Origin of the sequence: Pseudoalteromonas issachenkonii, assembly GCF_002310795.1 — a bacterium.
Taxonomy (GTDB): domain Bacteria; phylum Pseudomonadota; class Gammaproteobacteria; order Enterobacterales; family Alteromonadaceae; genus Pseudoalteromonas; species Pseudoalteromonas tetraodonis.
The window spans coordinates 1,981,748-2,008,681 of sequence record NZ_CP011030.1; the positions used below are offsets into that span (position 1 = coordinate 1,981,748).

The 26,934-nt window shown below is 40.0% G+C and carries 21 protein-coding genes; 7 read left to right on the forward strand and 14 right to left on the reverse strand.

Features of this window, described 5'->3' with window-relative positions; translation table 11 throughout:
• Positions 1–2 precede the first annotated feature (2 nt).
• The 5 genes from PISS_RS09105 to pyrC all read right to left on the reverse strand — a co-directional run bounded on the left by PISS_RS09105 (position 3) and on the right by pyrC (position 5,194).
• Positions 3–527: a MotA/TolQ/ExbB proton channel family protein gene (locus PISS_RS09105; RefSeq protein ID WP_008109346.1), complete on the reverse strand. Its 525-nt coding sequence runs from the start codon at positions 525–527 to the stop codon at positions 3–5.
• Positions 527–1,891 (reverse strand): MotA/TolQ/ExbB proton channel family protein, encoded by a 1,365-nt coding sequence (locus PISS_RS09110; RefSeq protein ID WP_013465203.1) that lies wholly within the window; start codon positions 1,889–1,891, stop codon positions 527–529. Before PISS_RS09110 ends, PISS_RS09105 begins: the two co-directional genes overlap by 1 nt.
• 6 nt (positions 1,892–1,897) lie before the next feature.
• Positions 1,898–2,668 (reverse strand): DUF3450 domain-containing protein, encoded by a 771-nt coding sequence (locus PISS_RS09115; RefSeq protein WP_013465204.1) that lies wholly within the window; start codon positions 2,666–2,668, stop codon positions 1,898–1,900.
• Between the two features lie 862 nt (positions 2,669–3,530).
• Positions 3,531–3,734, reverse strand: a complete 204-nt coding sequence (locus tag PISS_RS09120) for a cold-shock protein (protein WP_004588138.1) — start codon at positions 3,732–3,734, stop codon at positions 3,531–3,533.
• Between the two features lie 419 nt (positions 3,735–4,153).
• Positions 4,154–5,194, reverse strand: coding sequence for a dihydroorotase (gene pyrC / locus PISS_RS09125; protein ID WP_028835052.1), 1,041 nt, complete (start codon positions 5,192–5,194; stop codon positions 4,154–4,156).
• A 207-nt stretch (positions 5,195–5,401) separates the two neighbouring features.
• Between pyrC and PISS_RS09130 the strand changes: the two genes are divergently transcribed.
• The 3 genes from PISS_RS09130 to PISS_RS09140 all read left to right on the forward strand — a co-directional run bounded on the left by PISS_RS09130 (position 5,402) and on the right by PISS_RS09140 (position 10,189).
• Positions 5,402–7,771, forward strand: coding sequence for a bifunctional diguanylate cyclase/phosphodiesterase (locus PISS_RS09130; RefSeq protein ID WP_058154846.1), 2,370 nt, complete (start codon positions 5,402–5,404; stop codon positions 7,769–7,771).
• A 711-nt stretch (positions 7,772–8,482) separates the two neighbouring features.
• Entirely contained in the window at positions 8,483–9,370 is an 888-nt protein-coding gene (locus PISS_RS09135) for a LysR family transcriptional regulator (RefSeq protein WP_008114241.1), read from the forward strand.
• A gap of 54 nt (positions 9,371–9,424) precedes the next feature.
• Positions 9,425–10,189 carry a YdcF family protein gene (locus PISS_RS09140; protein WP_058155503.1) on the forward strand — a complete coding sequence of 255 codons (765 nt, stop codon included), beginning with the start codon at positions 9,425–9,427 and terminating at the stop codon, positions 10,187–10,189.
• A gap of 151 nt (positions 10,190–10,340) precedes the next feature.
• Here PISS_RS09140 and PISS_RS09145 read toward each other — a convergent pair whose 3' ends face one another.
• Both PISS_RS09145 and PISS_RS09150 read right to left on the reverse strand, forming a co-directional pair.
• Positions 10,341–10,916, reverse strand: coding sequence for a DedA family protein (locus PISS_RS09145; RefSeq protein ID WP_058154848.1), 576 nt, complete (start codon positions 10,914–10,916; stop codon positions 10,341–10,343).
• Positions 10,917–11,259: 343 nt separating this feature from the next.
• Positions 11,260–12,012 (reverse strand): Nif3-like dinuclear metal center hexameric protein, encoded by a 753-nt coding sequence (locus PISS_RS09150; RefSeq protein WP_058154849.1) that lies wholly within the window; start codon positions 12,010–12,012, stop codon positions 11,260–11,262.
• Between the two features lie 150 nt (positions 12,013–12,162).
• Between PISS_RS09150 and PISS_RS09155 the strand changes: the two genes are divergently transcribed.
• Positions 12,163–12,525 carry a hypothetical protein gene (locus tag PISS_RS09155; RefSeq protein ID WP_013465213.1) on the forward strand — a complete coding sequence of 121 codons (363 nt, stop codon included), beginning with the start codon at positions 12,163–12,165 and terminating at the stop codon, positions 12,523–12,525.
• A 32-nt stretch (positions 12,526–12,557) separates the two neighbouring features.
• On the opposite strand, the gene PISS_RS09160 is transcribed toward PISS_RS09155, so the two are convergent.
• Complete coding sequence (locus PISS_RS09160; protein WP_058154851.1) at positions 12,558–13,034, reverse strand: HPP family protein; 477 nt, start codon at positions 13,032–13,034, stop codon at positions 12,558–12,560.
• A 101-nt stretch (positions 13,035–13,135) separates the two neighbouring features.
• On the opposite strand from PISS_RS09160, the gene PISS_RS09165 reads away from it, so the two are divergent.
• Positions 13,136–13,711 (forward strand): TetR/AcrR family transcriptional regulator, encoded by a 576-nt coding sequence (locus PISS_RS09165; RefSeq protein WP_013465216.1) that lies wholly within the window; start codon positions 13,136–13,138, stop codon positions 13,709–13,711.
• A 62-nt stretch (positions 13,712–13,773) separates the two neighbouring features.
• Here PISS_RS09165 and PISS_RS09170 read toward each other — a convergent pair whose 3' ends face one another.
• The 6 genes from PISS_RS09170 to PISS_RS09195 all read right to left on the reverse strand — a co-directional run bounded on the left by PISS_RS09170 (position 13,774) and on the right by PISS_RS09195 (position 24,768).
• Positions 13,774–16,947, reverse strand: a complete 3,174-nt coding sequence (locus tag PISS_RS09170; RefSeq protein ID WP_058154852.1) for an amidohydrolase family protein — start codon at positions 16,945–16,947, stop codon at positions 13,774–13,776.
• Positions 16,948–17,046: 99 nt separating this feature from the next.
• A complete protein-coding gene (locus PISS_RS09175; RefSeq protein WP_058154854.1) occupies positions 17,047–17,871 on the reverse strand; it encodes a M90 family metallopeptidase in 825 nt (274 codons plus the stop codon).
• A gap of 94 nt (positions 17,872–17,965) precedes the next feature.
• Positions 17,966–20,848: a ligand-binding sensor domain-containing diguanylate cyclase gene (locus tag PISS_RS09180; RefSeq protein WP_058154855.1), complete on the reverse strand. Its 2,883-nt coding sequence runs from the start codon at positions 20,846–20,848 to the stop codon at positions 17,966–17,968.
• Positions 20,849–20,964: 116 nt separating this feature from the next.
• A complete protein-coding gene (locus PISS_RS09185; RefSeq protein WP_058154857.1) occupies positions 20,965–21,627 on the reverse strand; it encodes a CatA-like O-acetyltransferase in 663 nt (220 codons plus the stop codon).
• A 150-nt stretch (positions 21,628–21,777) separates the two neighbouring features.
• Positions 21,778–22,818: a Leu/Phe/Val dehydrogenase gene (locus tag PISS_RS09190; protein ID WP_058154859.1), complete on the reverse strand. Its 1,041-nt coding sequence runs from the start codon at positions 22,816–22,818 to the stop codon at positions 21,778–21,780.
• Between the two features lie 423 nt (positions 22,819–23,241).
• Complete coding sequence (locus PISS_RS09195; protein WP_008112774.1) at positions 23,242–24,768, reverse strand: fumarate hydratase; 1,527 nt, start codon at positions 24,766–24,768, stop codon at positions 23,242–23,244.
• Positions 24,769–24,934: 166 nt separating this feature from the next.
• Here PISS_RS09195 and pabB point away from each other — a divergent pair, with 166 nt between their 5' ends.
• Together pabB and PISS_RS09205 are read left to right on the forward strand one after the other, a co-directional pair.
• On the forward strand, positions 24,935–26,293 hold the full coding sequence (gene pabB / locus PISS_RS09200) for an aminodeoxychorismate synthase component I (RefSeq protein WP_058154861.1): 1,359 nt from the start codon (positions 24,935–24,937) through the stop codon (positions 26,291–26,293).
• Complete coding sequence (locus PISS_RS09205) at positions 26,286–26,861, forward strand: NUDIX hydrolase (RefSeq protein ID WP_008112778.1); 576 nt, start codon at positions 26,286–26,288, stop codon at positions 26,859–26,861. Before pabB ends, PISS_RS09205 begins: the two co-directional genes overlap by 8 nt.
• The last annotated feature ends 73 nt before the right edge of the window (positions 26,862–26,934 follow it).

Here is a 26,934-nt window from a genome sequence, read left to right on the forward strand (position 1 = left end):
CTCTAGTGATGAGGCATACTATCTACAAGCTTGGCTTTCACCATTCTCGCTCTTGCCTCAAGGCGTGAGCTAAAGAATACCCCAGATAGTGCCGCAACCATTCCAGCCATTGTTGGGATTGTTGCCATTGATATGCCTGATGCCATTAAACGTGCATTACCTGTACCTTGGGTTGCCATGGTTTCAAAAACCGCGATCATACCCGTAACAGTACCAAGTAAGCCTATTAAAGGACATATAGCTACTAATGTTTTAATCAACAACATACGCTGATCTAATTTTTCAGACGCTTCAGAAATCCATGCTTCACGGATTCTGTGTGCGTACCAAGACGTAGTGTCTTGGCGGGCATCCCACTTAGCTACAATTTCCTTCGTTAAACGAGGAAACTCAGCAAGTAAGAACCAATAGCGCTCAATCATTAAAACCCACATAAGAAAGAGTGCTATCGCGACCACGTATAAAACCTGGCCGCCTGTGCCAACAAAATCCCTGATAGATTCCCAGATCTCCATCAGGACTAGCATTAGGCTTTCTCCTTCTCCGCGTGAGTCGCGATGATACCCGCGCTTTGCTCATCAAGGATATGTAGTACCGACTTACTACGACCTGCAACAATTGAATGAAGTAGGATAAGTGGTAGTGCTGCAATTAGACCTAGCGCTGTAGTTACAAGTGCTAGAGAGATGTTACCAGCCATGATCTTCGGATCGCCCGTACCGAACAATGTGATTGTTTGGAACGTTAGGATCATACCGATTACCGTACCTAGTAGACCTAGTAATGGTGCGATAGCAGCAAGGATCTTGATGATGTTAATACCCGCTTCGATGCGTGGCGTTTCACGTAGAATCGCTTCATCAAGTTTAAGCTCAAGATTTTCAACATCTTGATTTTTGTTGTCAGAGTACACTTTAAGAATACGACCCAATGGGTTGTTTGTATTCGGTGTAGACAAGTTCTTAAGCTGAGCTTTGATCTTAGAAGTAGTAAGCGCTAAATCAACGAAACGTACTAAGAAGATTAAAAGACCTACAGCAAGCAATACGGTGATGATGTAACCAACTTCAGCACCTTGCTCGTAGTACTCCATAAGAGACTTCTTCTGCGTGTTGATACGTAAGATTGCACCACGTGTAGGATCCACGTATACGCCAGCGTAGTTATCAGCTGAAGTACCTTCTAGATCAGAAATACCTTTTAAGATATAGCTGTCAGGTTGCTTACCTAGAGGCTGTATAGACTTAGTCTCTGGTGAGTAGATTAAGTAGCCATCGTCTGTAACTAAGTTGAAGTTACCGATACGTGTTACTTTTTTCATTGACGGATTACCGTCAAGACCTGCAACTTCAGTTTCAAACGTTGAAACTTTAGCTGACTCAGTCATTTCTGTTTGAAGTGAAATCCAAAGTTCTTCTAACTCACGAACTGTTGGAAGTTCTTTAGCCGCAGCTAATGAACGAAGTACTTCAGCACGACCTGGTTTTTCAGCACTTACTAAAGATGCTTCAATTGAACCAATCGCGTCAGCTGCTGCACGACGAACAACACCAAACATTTCACCTAACGTACCTTGCGCGTTTTGAAGAGCTTGCTCTTTTTCCGCTAAAGTATTTTCGTTTTGTGCATATTCTTTGCTAAGACGATCACCACGTGCTTTTTCAGCAGCTAATTGGCTTTTCGCTTTGTTAAGTAACGCTTGCTTATCAGCACGATCTGATAAGAACTCTTGTTCACGTTGCTTATTGATTTTCCCTTCAGAAATACGCTCTTGCTTTACTTGCTCAAGAATTTTATCTAAAGCATCAGTATTTGCATGTGCATTAAGCGCGGTACCGGCAGAAACAGACAGTACTGCTGCAACAGCAAAACCTTTAAATAGTTTCTTCATTATTGATTACTCCGCGCCAAAAATTGGTAGTTTAACAAGTTCTAGTGTGGCTTGCTTACGCGCCATACGGATCACTTCTTTAACAGGTTTTAGGTATTCTTCACCTAATTCTTTCCACTGTTTAGTGTTGTTATCCCACACCCAAGCGTGTTTTAGATCGAATGATTGCGCTACATAAGTGATACGACCTAAACGACCGATATCAACGTTAATGCTACGACCATCAACATCTAAAGTACCTTGAGAAGCAGTTACAGCTGAACTGTATGCTGTTTCAACAGTGTACGCTTCAAGTACCTGACGGAACTTCTCAGACGTTGTTACAGATGCAGATGCCATGATCTCACGTAATCTTTCAACACGTCCAAGACGAGTTTCAAGGTTAAATGGAACGTCCGCTTTGATGAATTGCTCAAGCGTATCGATCATGCGATACATCAAAGGCACAACGTTTTGTTTAGTGTTATCGATAGTCGCGATTTGACGATCGAACGATGCGATAGACGCATTTTGGTCAGCGACCAAACGTGCTACGTGATCGTTGTACACTTTCATAAGTTCAGTCTCATCAACGATGCTACGGTACTCAGCGATTAGCTCCTGAGTTTGACCATATACATTGTCAATTTTAGTTTGAGACTTAACCGCAGCCTTTTGAATTGTTTGACCTGCTTTTTGCACGTCATTCAAAGGATCTGCAATCACATTGCTGCTTGCAAATGCAAAAGCGCCAACCAACGCAGTTGCTACAAGACTCTTTCTGATTTTAACAGACATAGTTCCCAACCAATTAAGTAATGTTACTTTTATAATTTAATTATCAACCCGCAAGGGGAAGACAACCCTGATATCTTTTAATAGATATCAACTTACCAATAATGCTAAATGCATTAAGTCATGTCAACTTCATGTTTCGCATAACCTATAAATAAATCAGCTTGTTTGTAAGATATTTAAAGGGCTCACACAAAAAAATTAACATTATCGTAACTAACGTGACAAATGCAATTTCAGCAAAGCCAGATATAGTAAGAATACTGATAAACCACCTAGTTAAAGTAAACAAAAATATAACATTTAAAATTAACTTAATCGTGGCTGAAAAAAAATTAAAAATAAGCTTATTTTCTGTCCCGAATATTATTTTTTAGTGGTTTTTGAGACTTTTTAAGCTAAAAATACAGCTAATCGTTATTATTCGCGCATTCGTCGCATAGTAATAAGGACGTGCCGATTATCTAAAAAGCAATACAAAGGAGGGGAAATAGATTACAAAGAATCATTTTTATTAACACCTGTGTTTTTTGTTTCTACTGCTCATTAATATCCTGCCGATTTTTTATATTTTTCCATGGAGAAATATCAATCTTACGCACTTTTATGAACTCAATATAATTAAACTCACATCAAGCAGTAGACTAAATTTAAATCGCAAGGCGATCATTGGCCAACAACGGACTAGCGCATAAAGGTTTACGTTTAATTTAGTATATCGGAGTTAAAAATATGAATAACGAATAACGAATAACAGAAATGAAAGGCAATACAGAGAGATTAAAAATAGAGTTGATAATTATTTAAGAATTATGGTGAAACAGGTTAGTGTTTCACCACGATGAACTTAGGTTCACATAATAAATTATGCTACTTCTACGTTCTCAGCTTCAGGGCCTTTTTGACCTTGCTTGATGCTGAAAGTCACTGCTTGACCTTCGCTAAGAGTGCGAAAACCAGAACCAGTGATTGCGCTGAAATGTACAAACACGTCAGGACCATTTTCTTGTTCAATGAAACCAAAGCCTTTAGCTTCGTTGAAAAATTTTACTTTACCAGTAACCGACATACTAAATTTTCCTGTAAGTCAATAATTAAAATTCAGCCATATAATTATGGCAATATCCTCCCTGAGTCAATGCCCAAAAAACTGGAGGTGATAGTACAGGAAGAAGTAATAACCAAACCGGTAACCTTAAACGCAGCACAATACCGTAATTCAATACGCAAAAACTCAAAGCCAATTAAGATTAACACATTAAAATTTTTTTAGCTCTATTAATTAGGATTTATTTTTGAAGTTTCATTGTTTTACTAACTACGGTGTAACCTTTTAATTTTTATAGAAAATAACAAGCAAAATATTGTATTTTTTATAAACAGATTACAATTGCTTTAAAATAGTTTTTATCAGTATGTTTTTTAGCCACTTAAAATAAAAAACCACCTTGAATTTAAGGTGGTTTAAAGTTTAGTGTTTAAATTTTACTATTTAACTTGCCAGTCGATAACGCTCTCGGCTTTGATTGGTACTACTTCAGAGTCACCTAGCGAGTAGCTTGCCGGCACTGTCCAAGGAGATTTTTCTAAGGTAATAGTGTCGGTGTTACGTGCTAAGCCATAAAAATCTGGACCAAAATGGCTTGCAAAGCCCTCTAACTTATCAAGCGCACCAGCCTCTTCAAAAGCTTCAGCATAAAGTTCAATAGCAGCATGTGCAGTGTAAGCACCTGCACAACCGCATGCAGCTTCTTTTTTATCTTTATAATGTGGCGCTGAATCAGTGCCTAAAAAGAATTTTTTATTGCCACTCGTTGCAGCCGCCATAAGTGCTTGCTGATGAATGTTCCGCTTTAATATAGGTAAACAATAGTAATGTGGGCGAATGCCCCCTGCTAACATATGGTTACGGTTATATAGTAAATGATGCGCAGTAATTGTAGCTGCTACGTTATCAGAGGCACTTTCTACAAACTCGACTGCATCTTTCGTTGTTATGTGCTCAAGAACAATTTTAAGCTCAGGGAAGTCAACGACAACATCGCCTAAAATAGTCTCTAAAAACACTTTTTCACGATCAAATATATCAATAGACGAGTCGGTTACTTCACCGTGGACGAGTAACAGCATGCCAACTTCTTGCATTGCTTTTAACACCGGATAAATATTTTTAACCGATGTTACGCCAGAATCTGAATTTGTGGTTGCACCCGCTGGGTACAATTTAGCTGCAAATATTTTACCCGTTGCTTTTGCCTTTTTTATCTCTTCTGGTGTCGTTTTATCAGTAAGATAAAGTACCATTAGTGGCTCAAACTGCCCTTGAGGTTTCGCTGCCATAATGCGCTCTCGGTACGATAATGCGGTTTCAGTACACGTGGCTGGCGGTACTAGGTTTGGCATAATGATCGCGCGGCCCATATAACGACTGATATCACGTACTGTATCTTTTAGCTGATCCCCGTCGCGTAAATGTACATGCCAATCATCGGGCCTAGTAATCGTTAGAGTTGTCATTTTGCTCGTCATCGTAAAATCCTAATGCTTAAGTTAACTGATCATAGGCATATGGGGTTTTCGAGTAAAGACCTTATTAAAAAATAATCCTTAGATACTACATATAAAGTAAACTTTACACTTCACGCTTCTCATTTATCGTTTTATTTTGTAGAAAGGTTAATATTAGGTTAACGTATGTACCTTTAATAATAATTATAAGGCCTACCTTCGTTGCCTATGTCGAACACTATCGATACTACTAAAGCGCTCGAAACTAAAACAGATCAATTGAGTATAATCAATCAGTTCTCCTCAAGTTTATTGCAACTGAATACATTAGAAGCGCTCTTTAGTTATGTCACCACACAAGTTGTTAATCGACTTGGATTTGTCGACTGCGTGATTTATTTAGCCGATGACAGCCAATCTACGCTAAATCAAGTGGCGTCTATGGGTATTGAAAGCGAACACACTAGTTATCAGTCAGAACGAAAGTTAATCCGCTTTAATGAGGGGATAACGGGCTATGCTGCATCAACTGGGCAAGCTTTAATAATAGGCGATGTAACTAAAGACAGCCGCTACATTGCTGATGAGCGCCCTGCGCAATCAGAGCTGTGTGTGCCTTTAATATATAAAGATAAAGTACTCGGCGTAATTGACTGTGAACACCCAATAAAAAATTACTTTACCAGTTCACATTTAGAAATTTTAACTACCGTTGCCCACTTACTAAGCGCAAAAATAAATCAAGTGAATACCGTCAACAGCTTGCAAGATACCGTTCGGCAACTTAATAATGCGCAAAAATTAGAAAGTAGCCTACTGCAAATAGCTAACTTAACCTATAAAGCACAAAATTTAGATACCTTTTTTAAATCGCTGCATGTGATTATTGATAGCCTTCTTAATGCAAGTAACTTTTTTATTGCTTTGTATGATAAAAAAGAAGATGTTCTAGATTTTGTCTATACCGTTGAAGGCGGTTTACAAACAAACACGCATAAAATTATTTCAAAAGATCAGTTAAAAGAAACAGCCTCTTACTATTTATTAATTAACGAGCGCCCTTTACTGCTTAATAAGGAGCAATACCGACACTATATAGAGCAAGGCCACTTTAAATTGGTCGGTGAACTAGCAGACTCTTGGCTTGGTGTGCCATATAAAGTTAATGAGCGCATGAGTGGCGTTATTGTCGTACAAAGCTATGACAAGCAACATTACTACAACGAACATGATAGCTCGCTGTTGACGTATGTGAGCCGACAAATAAGTATGGTTATAGACAGGCATTTAGCTCGGCAAGAACTCGAGCACAAAGCACTGCATGATGAACTAACAGGGCTTGCCAATCGTTCGTTACTAATAGAAAGAATGAAGCATGCAATTTTACGCTTGAATCGCGCTAAAAAAGGTACTTTTCATGCTCTGCTCTACCTTGATTTTGATCGCTTCAAAAGTATTAATGATTCGTTAGGCCATGAAGTAGGTGACCATTTTTTAATTGCTATTTGTAAATTGATTACTCAAACCGTTCGCAATACTGATACCTTTTCTCGCTTAGGTGGCGATGAGTTTGCTATTTTTATGGAAAATCTCAGTCATCGTGACCAAGTAAACGACGCCCTCGCTCGAATAAAAACCGCCCTGTCAGATCCCATTGATATTGATGGCCATTTACTGCAACCCTCTACCAGTATTGGCGTTGCATTTAGTGATAATGTAAACGATGAAGCATTTGTTTTATTACAGCAATCAGACGCGGCTATGTACGAAGCAAAATCATCAGGGCGTGGCCAAGTTAAGTTTTTTAATAATGTCATGCGTAACAAGTTAAAAACACATGCCGACCTTGAAAATGATTTACAACACGGTATTGAGCATGATGAGTTTGAACTGTATTTTCAGCCTATTTTTAACATTACTAGCAGTGACGTTATGGGGTTTGAAGCTTTAGTACGTTGGCATCACCCACGAAAAGGGTTTGTATCGCCAGGTGACTTTATCCCCATTGCAGAAAAAACGGGGCAGATTATCAATTTAGATTTGCATTTGCTCGACCTTGCAGCACAGCATATCGCTTTATGGCAACAACAAGGGCATCGTTTTTTACGCGTTACGGTTAATGTTTCATCTCGCCACTTCGCAAGTTTAGAGTTTGTAGATCAGCTTCACGCAATCTACAAAAAACATCAACTACCTTTAGGCTCATTATGTCTAGAAATAACCGAATCGGGATTGATTGAAAATTTAGAGTTAGCAACACAAATTATTCAAGGATTATCGCCTTTAAAAGTATTGCTCTGTTTAGATGACTTTGGCACCGGTTACTCTGCCCTTGGTTACTTGCATCAACTGCCTATTCATGTCCTGAAAATTGATAAAAGCTTTATCGATAATTTAAAAACCACGGCCAATCCATTGATTGATGCTATTTTAACCTTAGCCATTTCATTAGATCTTATTGTTATAGCAGAAGGGATAGAAAGCCCTGAACAACTCGCTATTTTGCAAAAAACCCAATGTGATTATGGCCAAGGCTTTTTAAAGTCTAAACCTGTTACAGCAAAAGAAGCTATTTTACTAATACATAGCCCTCTTTAATTAATAAGCCAGGGTTACTGGCTTTTAAAAATCACAGTAATTACTTTTACGCTTTTGCCAACACTAACTCATGCAACGTCACTTTACAGCTTTTTACAATCTGCCTTATAACTGCTTACTTAAGTAAGGGTCTATTTAACCAGTAGAAAACCTTATAATTAGTTTGTGCCACATTGTTCTTAATAAAAATCTTTAACCCCGTTAGCGAATGCTTTAATACATTACATTATTTAAAGGCGTATACGAATTGGTATTAATGTATGCCAATGAGTAGCCCCTAATCATTCAATCCTTGCATTCGCTGCTTTTTTCAATCGTGTATCCTTTACACCTCAGTTGCGTTTACTGAGCTTTTGCCTGCCAAACCCTTCGCCGTAAATTTTAATTCGCATTTTAACCTCGCTATGAAACATCTAAATATTAATGTCGCGCTATAACCTACTTATTTTAGAGAGTTACATGACAATAAAGTTATCTGTTACCAGAACAATAATCATTAATAAAAAACCCAAACAAACATGAGATAAATTCAACAATAAATAAAAAACTAAACACTGTTTGACTCAACAAAGTTAAAAAACTTAATGTTCGCAGTAAAAAACACACTAAAGTGCAATTTTATAGCCATCCAGACGTTGAAACGGTTTTTGTAAAGGCGTAGTATGTAATGAATCTGAGCTATACTCACCATATCCATGAGATTTATTAAAGATGATTGACATTAAACACTTAAAAACAATTGCTACCCTTAAAGAAACGGGTTCTCTCGTCAATACAGCCCGCGAACTATTTTTAACTCAGTCAGCTTTATCACATCAAATCAAAGATTTAGAAAACAAATTAGACTGCCAGTTGTTTGAGCGTAAAACTCAACCAGTCCGATTTACACCTCAAGGTATGTTATTACTTGAATTAGCACACGAAATATTACCTAAATTAGAAGCCACCAAGTGCCGACTCAAAGAAAGCCTAAACCAGCCTATTTCGCAGCTGCGTTTAAGCGTTGAATGTCACGCCTGTTTTCATTGGTTATTGCCTACTATCAAAGAATTTAATAACTTTTGGCCTGATATAAAAATTGATTACGAGCGTGGCTTTAGTTACGACGCTATCCCAGACTTATTAAATGATGAATTAGATCTCGTGCTTACATCAGATATTCGCGACCCTGACAAACTCGAATACGCCCATTTGTTTGACTTTAAGCTGAAACTGATTGTGGCACCAGATCACGACTTAGCGAAAAAAGCCTATGTAACTGCGCTTGATTTGAAAAGCGAAACTATTATTTCTTACCCTATTCCGCGTGAGCGCCAGGATATATTTAAGCATTTCATCCAAAATGCGCGTTTTGACGGCACGCTAAAAACGGTTGATCAAGGTTTACTTATATTTCAATTAGTCAGTGCAGGTATGGGTGTGGCCGCCTTACCCGATTGGTTAGTAACCCCTTATGAAAGCCAAGGGTTAATTAAGTCAATTCCACTGGGCGCGCTTGGTTTAACGCGTCCAATGTACTTAGCGATGAAAAAAGATATGAAAGACAATCCAGTTTATCGTCACTTTTTAAACACCTGTAAATTAAATAACGGTCGATAAATCTTAAACTTATGAGTAACATGCTAATAAATATACTTAATCATGTTGCTCACTATGTTTGAACTAAAAAAAATACTGGGCGGCTTGCTCATGCCGTTACCTTTGTTGGGCTTAGTAAGCCTAATATTACTCATTTTTGCGCTCAAACAACGAAAAGTCGCAATCGCTATATCTTTAATGAGCCTAGCAACCCTGCTTATTGCCAGCACCCCTTTGGTGGCCAACTTACTGATTAAAAATAGCCAACCAACCTCATTAGCATTTAATTATCTTAAACACCCCAATATAGATAAAATTGTAGTACTTGGCTGTGACATAAACCCCAACCCTGCATTGAGTGCTAACAGCCAGTTAGGTAATTGTGCGTTAACTCGTTTGGTGGAAGGAATAAGACTTGCTAACATTTACCCCCATGCGCAACTGATTGTTTCAGGTGGGGGGTATGAAAAAGTCACCAACAGTGCGTTAATGTATAAAACCGCGATTAGTTTAGGTATTAATAAAAATCGTATTGTGCAAAATCCAAACGCAATGGATACCGCCCAAGAGGCAAAACTTTTAGCCTCAAAACTCGTTGATTACAAGGTCGCTTTAGTCACCTCAGTAAGCCATATGCCCAGAGCAAAAAATTTATTTAATGCGCAAGGCATTAACGTTATCCCTGCCGCAACCGACTACCACAACTTTGCCGCTTTCCCTTGGTATAAACAACTCATACCCAATGCAAAAGCATTACTAGTAGTTACCCAGTATACTCATGAAGTTATTGGCAATGCGTGGATAAATGTACGCCGTACAATTAACCCTGAAGCACTTTAATTAAGTTAACGCTTATTACGCTGGGTAAATTCCCCCTAAAAAACCGCAATTATTTGCGTTTTACACAGGGGGTTATGAAAAAATCAAACTGAATATTCGTTTGTTTGACTAAAATAACATCTTTAACTAAAAAATAGCGTTGGCTGTTTTGTTATTCTTGGTGAGCTTTAACCTCAGCTGTTTTATTCCAAAGCCGGTACAGTGTTACTGAAAATACGCAAAGAAATAGCAGACTTAGTGCTGTTAAATTCTCAACACCTAAAGCATCAAAAGTAGCACCGAAAATGTAGCCTCCACCGACTAAAACAATAACCCATAGCAGTGCAGAGCATCCATTTAACACACTAAAACGGCGCCAACTAATTGCTGTAAGCCCTACGGGAAGGGCACCAATCGTGCGTAATCCTTTAGGATAACGATATAAAAAAATGTAGGCTGTGCCATGGCGTTCAGCAAGCTCACTGGCTGTTTTGAATAATCGACCAAGGCGGCCTGGTTTTTCAAGCCATGCCGCGCCATACGCTCTTGCTAAAGCAAAACGTAATTCATCGCCCAAGTAGCCACCCATAAAAGCAGCCAAAGCAACAAAACCAACATCTAGTGCGCCAGTATGTGCAGCATAGCCTGCGAACAAAGGTAGCCATCCACTTTTTAACGCACAATAACCAAAAAGTAACAGATAAACCAACAACCCGTACTGCTCAATTAAAGCTAATACCCCTTCCATTTCACTCCTTTAAAGTAACTACCTTAGTAGCAAGCAAAGTAACATTGTAATTTAAACGAGGTAAGTACAGCGAAAGATCTGTGTTTTTTGCAATATAAGAATGGATGTAATTATGATTTTAAGCGTAGGTTTATATCTATTACGTTTATTAAATTTTTGGGATGCATAAACCAAAAATAATTAACTCACAAAAAGGATAAAAGGGTATGCGGGTATATAAAAAATCAACATACTGACTTACCATAGTTTGCTAAATTAGCTATTTAGAACGCTATATTTTAAATAACCTACCCGAAATACGTTACAAGTAGGTTATTTATAAAATTACTTTTAAGCTAGGTGTTTACACAGGATTGTCTATGTCAATAAATGTCACATCAAAGCCATGTTTATCGGCAAGGTATTCACCCAACGCTTTAATACCGTAGCGCTCGGTAGCGTGATGACCAGCGGCAAAAAAGTCGATATTTTGCTCGCGTGAGCTGTGAATGGTTTGCTCTGATGCCTCACCAGTTAAGTAAGCATCAATACCTTGCTCGGCTGCTAAGTCGATATACCCTTGCCCGCCACCTGTACACAAAGCGATGGTTTCAATTTTATCAGTACGTACTAAACTCGTTAGTGGCTCGCGCTTAAGCACTTGGCTTATTTTTTTGGCAAATTCACTGCCCGTTAGCGGCGTTTTTAAACGCCCTTTCATCGCTACACTGTTGTTAGTTGGCTCAAGGCCTGCTTCAATTTCAATATCGAGCAATTGCGCCAGCTGTGCGTTATTACCCATTTCAGGGTGAATATCTAACGGCAAATGATAGGCAAATAAATTGATGTCGTTAGCTAAAAGCGCAGCCACACGACGTTTTTTCATGCCAGTGATAGGTTGTGACTCGCCTTTCCAAAAATAGCCATGGTGTACCAAAATAGCATCAGCATTATTTTCAATCGCGGCATCAATAAGTGCTTGGCTTGCTGTTACACCCGTTACTATGGTGCGTATCTCATCTTTACCTTCTACCTGAAGCCCGTTTGGACAAAAATCGTTAATGGTTTCTGGCTTTAACAGGGTGTTTAATAATTGATTAAATTCTCTACGTTGCATACTACTTACCTTACTTTGCACTGAATTTTGTACAAATTTTGGCGGTTATGCACTAAAAATGAAAGGAAAATCGCAAAAAATTGAAAAACAGTTCTAAAATAGGTATAAATACCTCTTCTTTATCTGTGTAAACAACGTATAGGGTCTCTGATGAGCAAACTAGACAAAACAGAAGTGTTATCTGCCTTTGAAGCTGCATATGAAGCTGCCAACGGTAAAAAACCTGAAATAACAACTAAACCTGGCTGGTATAGCATTGATGGCGGCAAGAACATGCGCCTAGCTGATGTAGCAGAGCTGACTAAAGAATTAAGCTCTGGTAAGTCTACAAAAAAAGCTGCAGTAAAAGCACCTGCTAAAAAAACTAAAAAAGCTGCTCCTGTAAAAGCACAGAAAAAAGCGCCTTTCACCGTGATCAAACAAAACGAAGAAGGCTACACAGCAGAAGAGCTTTGGATAGTTGAGCTTGCTCGCAAAGATCACGATTGCCGCCTACCTCGCGGTGTTGTTTGATCAGCTGAGTGCTTTGTATAAAAGAAACCGCGTTAAGCGGTTTTTTTATATTTATTATCCATCAAGTATTGAATAATCCACCTCGCAACAAAGCCAGACAAAACTATGAATACAGTTCCTGCCAGTACTGGCATTATTAAAAAATCCCAACTTTGGCCAGACTCAATAATTAAGATAGGGTTTGCGCCGGCAGCAGGGTGAATAGTTTTTGTGATTATCATTAATGTTATAGCAATACCCACAGCCAGCCCAATCATAATCGCACTATCAGCACTATAGTAGCTAAAAGCAACCCCAATCATTGCGGTCAGCATATGCCCCCCTATTACGTTTTTTGGCATAGCTAACGGGCTCTGCGGTACGCCAAAAACAAGTACAGCTGTTGCGCCGAATGGCGCCATTAACCAAATACCGTAATCACCCATATAATTTAGCCACGCCAAAAACCCCAAAACAAAAGTAGAAAAAACACCTGCGATTAATGCCGACTTTATTTGCTCACTATGCATATTACCTCCTCAAAAGTAGACCGACTTGTCTACACCTACAATATAGACAAGTCGGTCTACCTATGTCAAGCTGTGTTTTTACTGCTCAAATTTGGAATATCATGGATAAACAACAACAAATAATCAGTACGGCACTGAGTCTTTTTTATAAAAAGGGTATACACGCTGTTGGTATTAATGAAATTTTAGCTGTATCGGGCATTGCAAAAAAAACCTTATATAAGCACTTTGAAAGCAAAGACGCGCTTATTTGTGCTTGTTTAGTCTCACGTGACATCTGCTTTAACGCTTGGCTTAAAAAAATATGTATACAACCAAGTGCTATGTTAGTCGCACAGGCAATTTTTGCCGGACTGAAAAAGTGGATTAATAATGAGGTTTCAGAGTTAGGGTGTTTTAATGGCTGTTTTTTTATTAATACTGCAGCTGAGTACCCTGTAGAGAACGACCCTATTGCCAAACTTTGCAAACAGCACAAGCAAGCGAACTTTGAGATCATACTATCAGCTCTTTTAGAAACACCTGAATTTGCTCACAATAGAGAAAAAGCAATTGAAGCCACGCAACACTTACTTATTTTAAAGGAAGGTTATATATGTAGAGCGAGGGTGATGCATGATGTAACAGTGACTCCACCTAGTGATAATATTTTAAAAGCGATAGTAGCGGTTAGTTAAATAGGTAATACAGTATAAAAAAAGCGGCTAAATAGCCGCTTATTAACTAAAAAATGGCTGCATTATTCAAAAAATAATGGTTCACGCTGTTTTTTGCCTACTTCGTTCATAGTGGCTGCGTCGAACAAATGGCCGTTGATCATGGTGTAATCAATTTTGTCTGAATCACGAATGTTTTTCAGTGGGTCGCCATCAATAACCATTAAATCTGCCAGTTTACCGACCTCTAATGAACCCACATTTTTATCTAGGCCTAAATATTTTGCCGGATCGAGTGTCGATGCTCTAATTGCTTCCAGTGGCGTCATGCCGCCTTGGGCAAACATCCACATTTCCCAATGCGCACCTAACCCCTCACGTTGACCATGCGCCCCCAAATTAACAAGTACACCTAAATCTTGTAACTCAGCCGCTACGCGAGCATTGTTAAAGTGATTATAGTGATGATCGGGTGCTTTAACTCGGCGCATTGAGCGCGGTAATAATTGGTTTTTAGGCACAAATTTACTTAAACGAGGATGATTCCATACGTCCGTTTTATCATACCAGTAGTTTTCACCCCAAATACCGCCATAGGCAACCACCAATGTAGGTGTGTAGCCTACATCACTTTGTGACCATAGCTGCTTAATATCGTCATAAATATGTTCAACAGGAATTGAATGCTCAATGCCTGTATGGCCATCGACTACCATACTCAAGTTATGTTGTAATAATGACCCCCCTTCAGGGACTACCATCATTTCAAGCATTCGCCCTGCTTCTATAACTTGTTGACGCTGCTCTCTGCGCGGCTGGTTATACGATTTAACACTAAACGCACCCACTTTTTTAAGACGCTCTAAATGAAATTTAGCATCATCTAATGAGTCAATATGCGAGGTATACCCAGGCATATTCGCGCCGTATAAAATAGTACCGGTAGAGAAAATACGCGGACCAACGATCATCCCCGCTTTTTGCATTTCACTCGCGGTAAATATTTCAGTGGTGTCGTTTGATGGGTCGTGAATAGTAGTAACACCCAGCGCAAGACCTGCTAAGTTTTTCCAGTTCTGCTGCGGGATAATTTCATCACTGGCTTGTGAGCCATGAGCATGGGCATCTACAATGCCAGGCATAATTGTTTTACCTGTTACATCAATGACCTTTGCCCCCTTAGGAATGCTCACATCAGCAGCAGTACCAATGGCTTTGATATGTTTGCCATCGGTAACAATAACGCCATTTTCAATGACCTTTTCACCCTCCATGGTAATAATTTTAGCGCCAGTTAATGCAATCATGCCCTGCGGTTCAGCCATTTTTTTACTAAAGCCGATGTTAGTACCGCTTTTTACTTTAACGTCTTTATCATCCGCTTTATTAATCGCAAACATACCCTCTAAACTGGCATGGTAAAGCTCAGGCCCCAGTGTCCAATACAGTTTATTGCTGTTGGCACTCCAGCTAATGTTTTCACCGGCGCGTACAGATAGCTGCTCAATTGGAAATTGACTGTCTTTGGGCCCAATATTTATCGTTTTGCCGCGCTCTACAAATGGAGTAACAAATACTTTAAAGCGCTCAGCAAAAGCTAAATACTCACCATCTGGAGAGACTCTAAATTCAGTGGCGTGCTCTGACTCATACAGTTTACGTACTTTTTTACTTTCAAGCTCTACCACACTTAATGTCGGCTTAGGCCATGGGCTCATAATATAAACACGATCGTTGGCACTGCCAAACTGAGGTTGATAGCCACTTTTAGAAATGAGCTCACTTTTTCCGCCTTTAGCACTAACACTGTATACCCCAGGATGCAGTGACCACTTAGGGTTTAAAATGCTGCCGCCGCTGGCTTTACGATACACCACGGTTTTGCCATCTGGACTAAATGTTGGCTCTACGTATTTTCCCGGCTCTTGTGTAATAGTGTCGCCACGACCACTGCGTGCAGAGACGACACGCACGGTGCCTTGTTCGTTATCATCCCACGTGGTGTAGACAATGTTTTTGCCATCACGAGAATACTGCGGGAATAACTCATAATGATCGGTTTGCTTAGTTAAGCGCTTTATTTTTCCTGATTCTAAGTCGCGCTTGTAAATATAGCCCAATGCTTCAAAAAGTGCAGTTTCACCGTCAGGGCTAATTTGCACATTACGCAGCATTTTTACATCAAACTCATCAGTGTCGATATTTTGAGTAAAACGCACTGCTTTTTGAATTTTTTTCGTGGTGTCTACTTTAAATGCAATATCGCTAACTGATTTATCATCGACATTGAGTTTATGAAGGGTGCCGCCAGCCCAAAATACCAGCTCTTCGTTATCTGGGGTCCACGCAATAGTCGGATATACGCCATGAATCGCCCACGTTTCTTGCATATCGCGCTCTAGCTTGTCGTATAGCTTAGTATGCTCACCACTGGTTAAATCATATAAGTACAGGCTGGTTTGAAAGTCATCACGCTTTATGTACGCTAGTTTTTTACCATCTGGCGACGGCGTCGGTCTTATTGCCCCGCCCATGCCACTTATAATGGTTTCTATGTCGCCTGTTTCACGGTCATAACGCTTAATTTTATAAATACCGGCAACAGAGTCTTTTGAATAATGAAAAGTTTTACCCGGGGTTGCATCGTGAGAAAAATAAACATACCGACCATCCGGTGAAAACATGGGTTCACCTAAATCTTTTTGATCGTTTTCACGTTTAGTCAGTTGTACCCCTTTACCGCCGGCTTTGTGATAAAGCCAAACTTCACCCGCACCTAGCGAGCGACTGGCGGTAAAATGCTTACGTGCAACTAAATAATCGCCATCAGGGCTCCACGCAGGGCTATTGAGTAATCTAAATGTTTCGTCAGTAACGGCGGTTTGGTTTTCGCCGTTAACATCCATTATCCAAATATTGTCACCACCGCCTTGATCTGATGTAAAAGCAATGTGCTTGCCATCTGGGCTAAAGCGCGGCTGCATTTGCCATGCAATGTCTGAGGTTATTTTAGTCGCTTTACCACCACTCATTGGCATGGTGTAAATATCGCCCAGTAAATCAAATACTAAGGTTTCTCCGTCAGGACTTATATCGACATTCATCCATGTGCCTTGCTCTACACTAATAGATGCATCAACAAATTGCCCTTTAGGTGAATCAACTTGCCATTTTTTTTCATCTGTTTGCTCTGCGTGTGCGTGGCCTAATGTCAATGAAACCGATAACGCGAGTGCTGTTTGCAGCATTTTTTTCATGCTTATCTCACTTATTATTGTTGCTGTGTGTTGATCTATTACATGATTGCAACAAAAACGCCAGCAAGTTACCAGCGTAATAGGATGAAGTGCATAAAATTAGTGCCAAACAATAGGATCAAATTGATAAAAATCCACTAGCAAATGGTAAATTTCAGGGTCTTCACGGCGTAAATCGGCGGGTTTCTCTAAGAATGTTTCGGTGATCACCGCAAAAAACTCAGCCTCATTGGTGGCTCCATAGCTATGTATTACATGCGGCATACTATAAGCAACATGGGTTTTTAACTGCGAAAACGCTCGGCTAAACACTCTGCCCCATTGTTGGTATTTTGCCTGTGATGCAAGTAGTGGCGTGCCGGTGGTTTTACCGGTTTCTTGATCAAGTTGATGTGCAAATTCATGAAACACTAAGTTATGCCCATCACTGGGTAAGCGGTTGCCCTCAAGCACATCATGCCAGCTAAGCACCAATGTTCCCCCCGGCCACGATTCACCTTGCCTTACTGTATTATGAAAACTGACAAGGCCTGCGTTATCGCGGCTTGATTGGGGCGCGTAATACGCGCTGGGGTAGAGTAAAATTTCTTTTACGTTTTTATACAAAGGCCAAGGCTTGTTAAGCACCAGCAAGCAGGCATCGGCGGCAATAATGAGTTTCATTGCCTCCGTTAGTTGCAACCCATCGCAGCCAACAAAACGCTTTTCATTTAAAAACCACACAATATGGGATGCTAACTTGGCTCGCTCTGCATCGGTCATTTTGTTGTATATGGGCATAGCACGCAGTAACAACGTGTGTTGTTGCTCATTTAACAATAAATCACTGTATTTACGGTGCCACACGGCATTTTGAATATCAGGCCAGCGCCAAAACATTATAATAAATACAATTAAAACAAAAATTAATAGCCCATTTATCATTGGGTCGTCCTAAATCAAACCATTTAGCTTTAACGCCAAAATACTGCGCCCGTATTATTAAAATAGTAATGGGTGCAGTGAGGCTGTTTTTCAATCACATCACTTCAGTTCGATTTCGGCCATTGTTTTTTGCCTTATACAAAGCTTGGTCAGCCCGTGATAATAATCGGTCATAATCATCAACATCACCAGAGTCAGAAACACCAAAACTCACGGTTACGCTGAGGCCTTCTGCGATATTTGAAAAGTTTTTATTTTCAATACATTTGCGTAACTTCTCGCACATTTCTTGTGCCTGCACTGCACTCGTATCAGGAAACACAAAAGTAAACTCTTCGCCGCCCCAGCGAGCTACCTCTTGCTCACCTTCGCAGTGCGCTTTAAGAATGTTAGCTACTTCACATATAACCTGATCACCTATGAGGTGTGACCAACCATCGTTAATCCGTTTAAAGTGATCAATATCCATAATAGCGATAGCAAGTGATTTATTACATGCTTTAAAGTCTGAAAAGTTATCCGCCAGCCAGCCATCAAATGCGCGGCGATTCGGTAAATCGGTAAGCTGATCGTGTGTGGCTTGATACGCAAAGGCACTGGCTTGCTCTTGCAGTGCTTGCGTTTGCTTCACCACTCGACTCGTTAATTCCTTTTCAACTTGTTTATAACGATATAAGCGGTAGCGATAAGCGCTATATATCACCACCACAAAAAGAAAAAACATAAACAACTTAAAGCTTGTTTTTTGCCAAAAGTGCGATTGAATTTCAAAGTTAACGACTTTGTGATTTTGTTGCCAATCAGTATTTGGATAGGCTGCACGTACAGCAAAAGAATACTTGCCCGCAGGTAAGTTAGTGTATTCAGCAGTCGCTATGTGTTGACGGTTGATCCATTCGTTATTAAAGCCTTCCAATTTTGTTTGAAAGTTTAATCGCTGCGGCATAATAAAGCTCAGTCCCGCGTATTGAAATGACAAGCGCGTCACCCCTGGTGGTAAAATGATAGTTTCACCGTCTATAGGTAACGACGTTGGTTTACCATCAACAGAAAAGCTTTCAACAATCGTTGGCAATGCTATTTGAGTGGCTTCTTTTAAGCGCTCCGGTTTTACTGTACTCACTCCTTTTGCGGTAGCAAACCAAATTGTGCCATCTGAATGAGCGGTTGCAGAGGGGGTTGAACCGCCATTTGCTTGTGCACTGAGCATGCCATCACCCTCATCGTATAATTGAAAGGCGAGCGTACCTCTATTGTTAGATTTTGAATCAAGCAGCTCATTTACCTGCTTATAATTGACTTCAATAATGCCACGGTTACTTGATAGCCAAAGTGAGTCTTTAAACGGCACAATTTGAAAAAGCTTATCAACGGGTAAACCTAATTCACGCCCTAAAATAGTCATCTTTGCGTTTGAATGCTGATAACGAACTAAGCCGCGATCGGTAGCCATCCACGTGTATTTATCGTCAATGTAAAAGCCAAACGCATATTGGGCGGCAAATTCAGCAGGAAACTCAACAGGATTAAACACATCAGTTTGAGTGTCATAAACCACGACCCCATTACCGGTTCCTACCCAAATATTAGCTGAGTTATCTTCACTCAAGGCTAAAATAAACCCACTCGGCAGCTCTTTTTCATTAGTAAATTGGTTTAAGCTACCGTCGGTATTAACGCGTGTCAGCCCCATGGCCGAGCCTATCCATAAGCGATTTTTTGAATCAAAAAGTAAAGATCTTACTTCATTACTACCTAAGCCATTATCACGGTTTAAATAAGGTATGAGTTCGTTATTAACCACTTTTAAAACACCCGAGGTGTATGTGCCTACCCAGACATCACCTTGGTTTTGCTCTAGTAAGCTTAATACTGAATATGGCGAGCCTTGTTTAGTGCCTTTAATATGGCTGACCTGATTATTTTGCAGCCGATCTAACCCCGTGCTTCCGCCTATCCATAAACTGCCATCAGAATGTGACAATACCGTACGCACATAATCGCTAGATAAGCCTCGCTTTTTGCCCCACGATGAAAACGGCGCTTCTCTTAACCTAAATACACCAGCATTGGTGCCTACCCAAATACTATTTTCTCTGTCTTGTAACAAAGAAAGAATACGGTTAGCGGGTAAACCATTTTTAGCATCTAATTGCTCTAAACCATCGCCGCTAAGCCTAAAAACACCTTTATTAATGGTACCAAGCCACAGATCCCCATGATCATCTTCTAACAAACTGGAAATAGATTCCGCGTCGAGTTGTGGGTGAGGCGATTCAAATAGCCCACCATTAAGGATTCGTGCCCCTCTTTCACTTCCTATAATGAGTCGACCTTCACGGGTGATTAATAAGGTATATACGGGAGCATCTGGTAACCCTTGTTGTGGCGTCATCAAAGTGGGTTTGTAGTTGACTATTTTATACAGGCCATCACTGGTCGCCGCCCATATAACCCCCTTGGGGTCTTCAATGATTCGATACGCACTGACATTTTGTATTATTGGGATGTCTTGAGTGCTACTAGCTGAACGATAAAACACACCATCATTCTCAAGCGCTAGCCACAAGTTATCATTTTTACTTTTAAATATATGATTAACCATAGCTTGGGCAGGTGGTTGCGTGTCCCATTGGCGATGTTGATATAAGCTAATACCGCCGCGCGCCCCTGCAATAAGTAAACCGCCATCAGATGTAGGGGTTAGCGCACGTACGCCTGAGTCAGGCAAGTCAGTAATTTCGGAGCGAGTAAATAACTTAAACTCTTGGCCATTGAAGCGGGCAAGTCCTTCCCAAGTACCCACCCATAGATACCCATCTTGTGTTTGTGCAAGGCTATTAATGCTATTGTGAGGAAGACCCGTACGTGTATTCCAAGTTTCAAAAAAATAATCACGTAACGGCAAACGAGTCTGCTGTTGTGCGTCAACAGAAAAAATCACCAACAAAATACATAAAATCACTAAGCGATTCATCAGATATTGCCTTTATAATTATAATTATTAATTTTTATATTTGGGTAAGTTTAGAGTGACAATTTAAGTTAAAAGCACTGCTGGCAAATAATAACATAAAATTTACAACTTTTTCATTAATTATTATTACTTAAATTATCAAATGTATACTGCAATTGCTTTATAAATTTAGCGACATGAAGCCCATCCAACAACGCATGATGAACATCAATAGCAAGCGGCATTTTACCTGTCTCAGTGTTGTATTGGCCAAACACAAATTTAGGAATACCATTACTTTGACCGTGGGTAAATGCATGCGAAAAGCTGCTAAAGTTTAACCAAGGTAATACAGAAACATGAATTAAATCTGCTTGCCCTTCAGTTGCCGCAAACGCATCAGAAAACAGCGGGTTTAACTTTGCTTTATGACTAATCGCTTTTGCTTTATTTGCAAACTCATTTAACGAGTTATGTTGTTTAAAATAACTAAAACGAAACGAATCATCATCGGCAAGCTCAACCACACTCGCGCGCGTGGTGTTTAAATAATAAGGTTTTTGATTAACAATACGCAGCATCATCGGCTCATACTCATGACATGCTTTTAATAAGCAATAAACATAACCATGAAAAAAAGCACGATTAGTTTGTTTACACGCGGTATATAACTTTTTAGCACTGAGCTTTACACACACATTAAAATAAGGCTGAGTGAAGTTTTGAAACAATTCAAAATGTTGTTTGCGCGGCCACTGATCAAAATCAATAGCCCGAAAAGATATATCGGCAGAAGACATAAAGTATACACAGAGCAAAAGTAAAATTTTACCTCGCTTTGCCTATATTCGCATTAATTAAAATGATGCTTTGGGTGTAGTTATACCAAAGTCTTATATAGGCATAAAAAAAGGAGCGATAGTCGCTCCTTTTTTGAACTAAATAAAAACTTAAAGTCCGTTTTCAATAATTTCTTGAGCAAGCTCATCAGCAATTAAATGCGTTGATTTTTGTTCTTTTTCACTGCGGGTAAAGATTTCGCTTAATGTATCGAAAATTTTCTCTACGTGTTTATTAGACGCCTCTTTACTGTAACCTTCAGGCGCTGTTTCGTAATACACGTTAATAATACCGCCTGCATTTATTACATAATCTGGTGCGTATAAAATACCTTTTTCACGTAAAATTTCACCATGGCGTGACTCTGCAAGCTGATTATTTGCACAACCTGCAACAATAGTCGCTTTTAAGCGAGGGATTGTTGTGTCATTGATAGTGGCACCTAACGCACAAGGCGCATATACATCAACATCTAAGTCGTATATTTCATCAATACCAACCGCTGTTGCACCAAAGTCGTTTACTACACGCTCAACTGCAGCTTGGTTAATATCAGTAACAAATAATTCTGCACCGGCTTGTGCTAAATGTTTACATAATCCATAAGCTACTGCACCTAAACCTTGCACCGCAACTTTAATACCAGAAAAGTCTTTAATACCGCGTTGATGGTTAAGCGCTGCTTTCATGCCCAAAAACGTACCATAGGCTGTAAACGGCGAAGGGTTACCACTTTTTCCTTCAAGGCCTAGCACGTAATTTGTTTCTTTGTTCATTAACGCCACATCATCACAGGTAATGTTTACATCTTCTGCTGAGTAGTAGCTACCATTTAGTCGTTCTAACTGGCGACCAAATGCGCGAAATAACTGCTCTGATTTGATTTCTTTGGCATTACCAATAATAACTGACTTACCACCACCAAATGGCAAGCGTGCCACAGCATTTTTATAGGTCATCCCTTTTGATAGACGCAATACATCGTATACTGCATCCTCATCGTTGGCATAATCCCACATTCTACAACCGCCTACAGCTGGGCCTAAGTTTGTGTTATGTACCGCAATAATGGCCTTTAAACCAGACGCTTTGTCTGAACAAAAAACCACTTGTTCATGGTTATCAAATTCAACTTGATTAAATACAACCACTTTAAATACTCCGAAAATAATGGGCCCTTATGGGCAAGCACGCTACAAATTGACGAGACTTTATCACTTCAGATACTGGTTCGCTATACTATGAGTAGATAAACCACATAAACCGCACTCAACTGAAAAACAAAACGACTTATTGCGTTAGAAATGCATAAAAAAATCAATAATAATAATTTTATTAAATATAAAAGCTAAGAACGCCATCACATTTAAAGCTTACGCTTACGTGAACGTCACTCTGAATTTATATGTAAACTTAATCGTACATCTTGAAAAAGAACACTAGCTCATAAAATACAATGGCTTATACAAAAACTGCCTATATAGCACAAACTGGTCTGAGGTGTATAAGTATCTGCAAATTTAAAAATAAAAAAACGAGCACAGGGTGCTCGCTTTTATGATTACTTCGCAAATTTACTTCATCTTGCTGTCTAGTTCTTCAATTTTTGCTTTCCAAATTGCAGGACCTTGGGTGTGGGCATTTGCACCCTCACTGTCAACGGCAACCGTTACTGGCATATCTTCTACTTCAAATTCGTAGATAGCTTCCATACCTAAATCTTCAAACGCAACAACACGTGCTTTTTTAATCGCTTTAGATACTAAGTATGCCGCACCACCTACAGCCATTAAATACACTGACTGATGCTTTTTAATAGATTCAACCGTTGCTGGGCCTCGTTCAGCTTTACCAATCATTCCCACGATGCCTGTTTTTTCTAACATCATGTCGGTAAATTTATCCATACGAGTAGCCGTTGTCGGGCCAGCAGGACCTACTGCTTCATCGCCTACTGCATCCACAGGACCAACGTAGTAAATAAACTTGTTATCAAAATCAACACCTTCAGGTAAACCTTCCCCTGAGTTGATCATATCTTGCAGACGCTTATGAGCAGCATCTCGACCCGTTAAAATAGTACCTGATAGTAAAACGGTTTCACCCATTTTCCATTCTTTAGTGTCTTCTTTAGTCAGGGTATCTAAATTAACACGGCGTGTACCCTCACCGACTTCGAAAGTCACTTCTGGCCAATCTTCTAATTTAGGTGCTTTTAAATTCGCAGGGCCTGAACCATCAAGCGTAAAGTGTACGTGGCGCGTAGCAGCACAATTTGGGATCATAACCACTGGCTTTGAAGCCGCGTGAGTTGGCGCCGTTTTAATTTTAATATCAACAACCGTGGTTAAACCGCCAAGGCCTTGCGCACCAATACCTAACTTATTCGCACGTTCAAAGATTTCTAAACGCAGTTTTTCTTCTGTTGTTTCTGCGCCGCGCTCAATTAGTTCATGAATATCAACCGGATCCATTAATGACTCTTTCGCCATGACCGCTGCTTTTTCTGCCGTGCCACCAATACCTATACCTAGCATGCCTGGTGGACACCAACCCGCCCCCATTGTTGGTAGCGTTTTTTCTACCCACTCGGCCACATCGTCAGATGGGTTTAACATCACCATTTTACTTTTGTTCTCTGAGCCACCACCCTTAGCAGCCACCATTACTTCAACTTTATCGCCAGCAACTAAGTCAATGTGTACCACTGATGGCGTATTATCTTTAGTATTTTTACGTGTTCCCGCAGGGTCGGCAACAATCGATGCGCGCAATGGGTTATCTGGATTTAAGTACGCACGGCGCGTCCCCTCATCAACCATTTGTTGTACTGTTAAATCGGTTTTATCCCAATTAACATCCATACCTACTTTTACAAAACAGGTGATTATCCCGGTATCTTGACACAGCGGGCGCTTACCTTCTGCCGACATACGCGAGTTAATTAAGATTTGTGCAATCGCATCTTTAGCGGCTTTGCTTTGCTCTTTGTTATACGCTTTTTCTAGCGCTTGAACAAAATCAAGAGGATGGTAAAACGAGATGTATTGCAAGGCATCTTCGATGCTATCAATAAAGTCTTGCTGACGAATTGTACTCATAGTGGTTCCTTAAGTTGTTGTTGCGCACGCTGCACGTAAGCTTTATCAAACCCGTGACGGTGGTTCGAACTGTTTTCAACCACAGCGCTCACTAAACGCTGCCAAAAAAATTTGACTTATGATACCCTCCCAGCCCGTTTCGAGCCAGTTCTTAAAGGGGTAGTAAATGCTAAACAATAAAAAAAATTGTGTTGAATTAGCCATATCACAAAATTGTATAGAGGTATTTTCGCATTTTGCTCATTTACCCTACGCTATTTTGCTAGATTCGGGTGATAGCGATCACATTAACAGTCGTTTTGACATGATTGCGATTGAACCTCAAAGCACCCTGGAAGTTAAAAATAATCAAACTGTTTTTAATAACCAGCCAAACATAAAAAGCTGCTTTGAAATAATGAATAATGAACTGGCAAAGTTAGACAGCACTAAAGCCGCCAACAACTTACCTTTTAATGGTGGCTGGCTGGGTTATTTTGGCTATGACTTAGGCCGTACTATAGAGCAACTACCAAGCAGCGCTTTACACGACATAAATTTACCGCAAATGGCGGTTGGACTTTACCTCGATGCACTGATTTACGATAAACAACTGCGCACGTGGTTTTATGTTTCGCAGCCCAATGTAGACCGCCTTTGGCTATATCAGCAATATTTAGCGCAACCACCTAAACATGAAAGCTTTTCGCTTACATCACCGTGGCAGTCAAATATGAGTCAGACTAGCTATAGCGAAAAGTTTGCCGCGATTGAAGAATACCTAAAAAGTGGTGATTGCTATCAAATTAACTTAGCGCAGCGTTTTAGCGCACATTACCAAGGCTCGCCTTGGAGCGCCTATGTTAAATTAACTCAGGCTAATAAAGCGCCTTTTTCTAGTTTTATTAATCATCCTCAGGGCGCTATTTTGTCAATCTCACCCGAGCGTTTTATTGCAGTACACGACAATAAAGTAGAAACAAAACCCATTAAAGGGACTTTACCTCGCAAAGCAGATGCCCTTGAGGATGCAAAACAAGCGACCTTGCTGGCAAATTCGAATAAAGACCGCGCCGAAAATGTCATGATAGTGGACCTGCTGCGAAATGATTTAGGAAAAGTCGCTAAACCGGGCTCGGTTATTGTGCCCTCATTATTTGCTATTGAAAGTTTTCCGGCGGTACATCATTTAGTAAGTACGGTCACCTCAACCCTTGATGAGGGAAAAACAGCGGTTGATCAGCTGGAAGCTGCGTTTCCCGGTGGATCAATTACAGGCGCACCAAAAGTCCGTGCCATGGAAATAATAGAAGAACTAGAGCCACATAGACGTAGCATTTATTGTGGCTCTATTGGTTACATTAGTGGCTGCGGCAATATGGATACCAGTATTACTATTCGAACTTTAGTCACACATCAACAACAAATATATTGTTGGGCTGGGGGTGGTATTGTTGCTGATTCAAAAGTCGAATTGGAATATCAAGAAACTTACGATAAAGTAAATAAAATACTTCCTATATTAAATGAAGGTCGCTTTGAATAGTGAAACCATTTCGGCTCGTTTTCAATTAAACCGCAGTTTAGCCGTGGATCAGCTCAAAGATAATAAAAAAAAGCGCGCAAGCGCAGTAATGCTGCCATTGATTGATATAGATAACGAAGCACATATTTTATTGTGTAAGCGACCAACCTACCTTCATCACCACCCTGGGGAGATTTGTTTACCGGGTGGCAAGTTTGAAATTGATGATGTTAACCTACGCACCACCGCACTGCGTGAATTACATGAAGAGCTTAATATTGCCCCGCAAAATGTCCATGTGTTAGGTCAGTTACCTGAATATTCAACCCTGACCGGATTTACTATACGCCCCTTTGTAGGCTTAATTAAAAAAGAAACAGTGTGGGAAAACGACCACAACGAAGTGCAAGCTAGCTTTTTACTCTCTATAAAAGCGCTGAATAACGCGGCTAACTGGCAACCTTTGCCCTTTGAACGAGGTGGAAAAATCATTACCTTAAATGGCTTTATCACCCCACACGGGCTTTTGTGGGGAGCCACAGCCAGCATTATTAAAAACTTTACAAAACAACTCGCCATACCAGTTTAAATCTTTACTAATAAGGGTTACACACCTGCGTTTCCACGTTATTATAGTCGACCGTTCAAAGAACAGCTTAATG

Excerpts from the sequence above, each read along its gene's own strand:
- PISS_RS09105 (WP_008109346.1), bottom strand. The coding sequence starts at position 527 with ATGCTAGTCCTGATGGAGATCTGGGAATCTATCAGGGATTTTGTTGGC.
- PISS_RS09110 (WP_013465203.1), bottom strand. The coding sequence starts at position 1,891 with ATGAAGAAACTATTTAAAGGTTTTGCTGTTGCAGCAGTACTGTCTGTT.
- PISS_RS09115 (WP_013465204.1), bottom strand. The coding sequence starts at position 2,668 with ATGTCTGTTAAAATCAGAAAGAGTCTTGTAGCAACTGCGTTGGTTGGC.
- PISS_RS09120 (WP_004588138.1), bottom strand. The coding sequence starts at position 3,734 with ATGTCGGTTACTGGTAAAGTAAAATTTTTCAACGAAGCTAAAGGCTTT.
- pyrC (WP_028835052.1), bottom strand. The coding sequence starts at position 5,194 with ATGACGAGCAAAATGACAACTCTAACGATTACTAGGCCCGATGATTGG.
- PISS_RS09130 (WP_058154846.1), top strand. The coding sequence starts at position 5,402 with ATGTCGAACACTATCGATACTACTAAAGCGCTCGAAACTAAAACAGAT.
- PISS_RS09135 (WP_008114241.1), top strand. The coding sequence starts at position 8,483 with ATGATTGACATTAAACACTTAAAAACAATTGCTACCCTTAAAGAAACG.
- PISS_RS09140 (WP_058155503.1), top strand. The coding sequence starts at position 9,425 with ATGTTTGAACTAAAAAAAATACTGGGCGGCTTGCTCATGCCGTTACCT.
- PISS_RS09145 (WP_058154848.1), bottom strand. The coding sequence starts at position 10,916 with ATGGAAGGGGTATTAGCTTTAATTGAGCAGTACGGGTTGTTGGTTTAT.
- PISS_RS09150 (WP_058154849.1), bottom strand. The coding sequence starts at position 12,012 with ATGCAACGTAGAGAATTTAATCAATTATTAAACACCCTGTTAAAGCCA.
- PISS_RS09155 (WP_013465213.1), top strand. The coding sequence starts at position 12,163 with ATGAGCAAACTAGACAAAACAGAAGTGTTATCTGCCTTTGAAGCTGCA.
- PISS_RS09160 (WP_058154851.1), bottom strand. The coding sequence starts at position 13,034 with ATGCATAGTGAGCAAATAAAGTCGGCATTAATCGCAGGTGTTTTTTCT.
- PISS_RS09165 (WP_013465216.1), top strand. The coding sequence starts at position 13,136 with ATGGATAAACAACAACAAATAATCAGTACGGCACTGAGTCTTTTTTAT.
- PISS_RS09170 (WP_058154852.1), bottom strand. The coding sequence starts at position 16,947 with ATGAAAAAAATGCTGCAAACAGCACTCGCGTTATCGGTTTCATTGACA.
- PISS_RS09175 (WP_058154854.1), bottom strand. The coding sequence starts at position 17,871 with ATGATAAATGGGCTATTAATTTTTGTTTTAATTGTATTTATTATAATG.
- PISS_RS09180 (WP_058154855.1), bottom strand. The coding sequence starts at position 20,848 with ATGAATCGCTTAGTGATTTTATGTATTTTGTTGGTGATTTTTTCTGTT.
- PISS_RS09185 (WP_058154857.1), bottom strand. The coding sequence starts at position 21,627 with ATGTCTTCTGCCGATATATCTTTTCGGGCTATTGATTTTGATCAGTGG.
- PISS_RS09195 (WP_008112774.1), bottom strand. The coding sequence starts at position 24,768 with ATGAGTACAATTCGTCAGCAAGACTTTATTGATAGCATCGAAGATGCC.
- pabB (WP_058154861.1), top strand. The coding sequence starts at position 24,935 with ATGCTAAACAATAAAAAAAATTGTGTTGAATTAGCCATATCACAAAAT.